Annotated in this window: 6 protein-coding genes; 3 read left to right on the plus strand and 3 right to left on the minus strand. The window is 38.8% G+C overall.

Translation table 11 applies throughout. The annotated features are described in order from the left end of the window. Nucleotides 1-324 precede the first annotated feature (324 nt). Nucleotides 325-525, plus strand: coding sequence for a hypothetical protein (locus tag GO685_RS04065; RefSeq protein ID WP_175937679.1), 201 nt, complete (start codon nucleotides 325-327; stop codon nucleotides 523-525). A gap of 96 nt (nucleotides 526-621) precedes the next feature. Here GO685_RS04065 and GO685_RS04070 read toward each other — a convergent pair whose 3' ends face one another. Together GO685_RS04070 and GO685_RS04075 are read right to left on the minus strand one after the other, a co-directional pair. After that, entirely contained in the window at nucleotides 622-1,032 is a 411-nt protein-coding gene (locus GO685_RS04070; protein WP_175937680.1) for a DUF1284 domain-containing protein, read from the minus strand. Further along, nucleotides 1,029-1,556, minus strand: a complete 528-nt coding sequence (locus GO685_RS04075) for a biotin transporter BioY (RefSeq protein WP_175937681.1) — start codon at nucleotides 1,554-1,556, stop codon at nucleotides 1,029-1,031. Before GO685_RS04075 ends, GO685_RS04070 begins: the two co-directional genes overlap by 4 nt. Before the next feature lie 154 nt (nucleotides 1,557-1,710). Between GO685_RS04075 and GO685_RS04080 the strand changes: the two genes are divergently transcribed. Both GO685_RS04080 and dapF read left to right on the plus strand, forming a co-directional pair. Next, nucleotides 1,711-2,268: a nitroreductase family protein gene (locus tag GO685_RS04080; RefSeq protein ID WP_175937682.1), complete on the plus strand. Its 558-nt coding sequence runs from the start codon at nucleotides 1,711-1,713 to the stop codon at nucleotides 2,266-2,268. Beyond that, complete coding sequence (dapF, locus tag GO685_RS04085) at nucleotides 2,246-3,028, plus strand: diaminopimelate epimerase (protein ID WP_175937683.1); 783 nt, start codon at nucleotides 2,246-2,248, stop codon at nucleotides 3,026-3,028. The genes GO685_RS04080 and dapF overlap by 23 nt, the downstream gene beginning before the upstream one ends. Before the next feature lie 7 nt (nucleotides 3,029-3,035). Here dapF and GO685_RS04090 read toward each other — a convergent pair. Next, nucleotides 3,036-3,623, minus strand: a 588-nt coding sequence (locus tag GO685_RS04090) for a succinate--CoA ligase subunit alpha (RefSeq protein WP_175937684.1), incomplete at its 5' end; no start/stop codon positions are given.

Raw genomic sequence — 3,623 nt, forward strand, 5'->3', positions numbered from 1 at the left:
ACCCCGAGGTAGCTAGTTATTCCACTCTCTATTTTAAAATCCGGCGTTGGGTGATGTCTTAAACGACTTATAAGCGCGTTTCAGCTTGTATTGTAAAAACCCGAAGTTTTAAAAAGACATGCAGTGCACATAGTGCGAAAAATTAAACAATAGTACGCCAAATACAAGTTTTCTTGTCATTTTAACCTGTAAAGATTGGGAGGTGAAACAAATAGCTTCAATACCATGATAAAAAGATTGAAAGAATTTGTCAAGTAGTTTTTTTCGTCTCTATCGTATGACGTTATAACTTTTTTCCACTGTTGTCTGCTTGTTCCTTGTGTAGTGGGAATTGGTATAAGTAATGCTCTAGCAGAGGAGAAAAGTAGGCTTGATGAGCTGATTGTGAAGGTTGATGAAAATTACGAAGGATTAGTGAAGGATCTCAAGCAGTTGCAAGAAGATCTTGAAAACCTTCGTGATGAAATTCCAGATACTGGAGAAACTCTTCCACGCATTACTGGAGAAGAGAATGAATTGTTTTGATCAAAAAAGGCAACAGCCTGATATCAGGCTGTTGTTTTTTCCTGCGCAGCACAGGCATTTTCCCAAAAGTGGACTTCTTTCACCTCAATATCTTCACTAACGCATTATGTGGAGGTGGCAATCCAAAAGGGCACTTTTGCACATTCCATATGGTTGCCAGTTGCACTTCTCACATGCGTAGTCAAATTTCTCTAAAGACATTTTCTCTCTAATTCTTTTTACTGCTCCGTTCCATGTTAAAGTCTCTCCAATTTTTATCTCTAAAACTTCCATATGCCTTCTATCTAGCTCCAAAACTTTAGCTTGTGTGGTGCACTCACCTTGCTCAGTCTGATGCGGGCAAGCACTGCAGATACTATCAAGATCACCGACTACCTTGATTTGAGTATTGGGATCAGTAATTACCTTGTTTGCTATCTTTCTATAGTTTTTTACAAAGCCCCGGGTATACCCATACCCTCGAAATGCAAGAGTGCACATAAAATGATGAGGGCGAAATCTTATCATTTTTTCAGATATTGTAAAGTCGCTACTAGTAGAAAAATCTTTACTAAACCAGGCAGGATAAACGGCAGAACACCAACCATTATTGCCTGTTTCAGACCAACGTGAACAGCAAGCCAACTGACACCATAGATAAAGATCACAACTGTACCAGCCAGACAACTTAGAGAATCACGCATAAGTGATTCACATTTGGAGTCTAGTAACTCATTTACTTCGCCCATTGCCATAACAGCAACTAAAAAGCCAATTAAATATCCACCTGTTGGTCCAAGAAGAGTGTGATAACCACTGGAAAAACCCGCAAAAATGGGTAACCCTGCTGTACCAAGTGATAAATATGTAAGCACGGAATAAAATGCCGTTTTGCGGTTAAATTTGAGCCCAATAAGCATCAGTCCTAAACTTTGTAGTGTGATAGGCACAGGTTGCAACGGTATTCTTATCTGAGCCATTAGAAATAAGAATAAGACGCAAAAGAAAATTTCGACCAATGTTGATTTGCTGCTATATTGTGCTGTAAACATATTCCTCCAAATAGAATATACTAATATTAACTATACTTTAAAAGTTTTACAATTTAAACTTATTGTCCATAATTATATTTCTTATGTGAAACAAAAAGGTTAAACTTTTTTTAATATTCCGCTATATATAGTTAGTTTTTTTAGAGGATTAAAAATGATTAATAAAGAAGATCTAATTGAGTTAATGAAAGTAAGACATAGTGGATATTCATATGACCAAAATAGAGTAGTACATCAAGAGGACATAAATATGCTGATAGAAGCCGCACGGCTCTCTCCCTCATGTTATGGTGACGAGCCCTGGAGATATGTAATATGCAATAGACAAAGCAATCAAAATGCATGGGAAAAGTTATTGAGTTGCCTTACTGAGCCTAATCAAAGATGGGCGAAAAGCACACAAGTATTAATCATAGCATTAAGCGCTAAAAATTACCGCGATCACACAAAAGGAGCAAATCCTTGGGGCGGCTACGATACTGGTGCAGCAAGTTATGCGCTTATGCTACAGACTACATCTATGAATTTAATGGCTCATCAGATGGGTGGCTTCGATGGTGATAAAATAGTAGAGAAATTCAATATACCCGATGACTTTGATGTAAGGTCGGTGATAGCGATTGGTTACGAAGAAGAGGGTGCTGAAGTTAAGGAAAAGACAAGAAGGCCAATAGGGGAGATGTTTTTTTATGGCGAATGGCCGAAGTCCTGAAAAAATGCATGGTACTGGTAACAACTTTGTTATCATAGACTCACGTTCAACAAATAGCTTGAATTGGCATTATAGGGAAATTGCTAACCAAAACAGCTGCGATCAAGTAATAGTTATAACTAACTCTGGTGCAGCTGATTGCTTTATGCACATTTATAATGCTGACGGCAGCGAAGTTGAAATGTGCGGAAACGCAGCACGTTGCGTTGGATATTTGATAATGTCAGAAAAAAGCACTGAGTATGCAACTATCGAGTTAATGAATGAGCGCATTTTAGAGTGCTTCAAGGTGGGTGGTAGGTCCATAAAGGTCAATATGGGCAAACCACTGTTTAGATGGCATGAAATCCCTCTTTCCATTGAATGTAACACCCTTCACTTACCTATAGAGGTTGAAATGCTAAAAGATCCAGTTGCAGTAAATATTGGCAACCCTCACATGGTCTTTTTTGTTGATAACATAAGTGAAATACCGTTACAAAATTTAGGACCAAGATTGGAAAACCACATATTGTTTCCCAAGAAAGTGAATGTCAGCATTGCACAAATTGAAAAGTCTGGAGAAATAAACTTAAGAGTTTGGGAAAGAGGTACAGGTATTACTGCCTCATGCGGCAGTGCAGCCTGTGCAGCACTTGTTGCATCCATACTTCGTAAATATTTGATTGCTAAGCAAACTTTTGTAAATTCGCCAGGGGGAAACTTGCTAGTTGAATGGGTAGACGATGTATTTATAACTGGTAATGTAGGGTTTCTATAGCAATATTCTAAACTTGATTCATTACTTCCAAAACTTTTTTACCAATTACTGCAGGAGTTTCTGCAATTGCAATACCAGCACTCCTCATAACCTCCAGCTTTGCACCAGCACTCCCTCCACTAGAAGAGATAATCGCTCCAGCGTGTCCCATGCGTCTTCCTGGAGGTGCTGTTTGACCAGCTACAAATCCAACAATTGGCTTTTTAGTTTTTTCTGTCTTCACAAAATGTGATACGTCCTCTTCTTCGTTTCCACCTATCTCGCCAATGACTACAATACCATGAGTATCGTCATCTTTTAAAAACAGTTCCATACAGTCAACAAATGTCATACCATGAACAGGATCTCCTCCAATTCCGATACATGTTGACTGACCAAGGCCAACAGCAGTTGTTTGTGTTACCGCCTCATAAGTTAAAGTTCCGGAACGAGACATGATCCCTATATGCCCACGCTTGTGAATGTGCCCTGGCATAATTCCTATTTTGCATTCTTCAGGTGTAATAACTCCCGGACAATTTGGACCAATTAATCGACTTTTTGAACCAATAAGCGCATGCTTAACTTCTACCATGTCAAGTATAGGAATACCCTC

The organism is Wolbachia endosymbiont of Madathamugadia hiepei, assembly GCF_013366855.1.
Taxonomy (GTDB): domain Bacteria; phylum Pseudomonadota; class Alphaproteobacteria; order Rickettsiales; family Anaplasmataceae; genus Wolbachia.

Excerpts from the sequence above, each read along its gene's own strand:
- GO685_RS04070 (WP_175937680.1), bottom strand. The coding sequence starts at position 1,032 with ATGATAAGATTTCGCCCTCATCATTTTATGTGCACTCTTGCATTTCGA.
- GO685_RS04075 (WP_175937681.1), bottom strand. The coding sequence starts at position 1,556 with ATGTTTACAGCACAATATAGCAGCAAATCAACATTGGTCGAAATTTTC.
- GO685_RS04080 (WP_175937682.1), top strand. The coding sequence starts at position 1,711 with ATGATTAATAAAGAAGATCTAATTGAGTTAATGAAAGTAAGACATAGT.
- dapF (WP_175937683.1), top strand. The coding sequence starts at position 2,246 with ATGGCGAATGGCCGAAGTCCTGAAAAAATGCATGGTACTGGTAACAAC.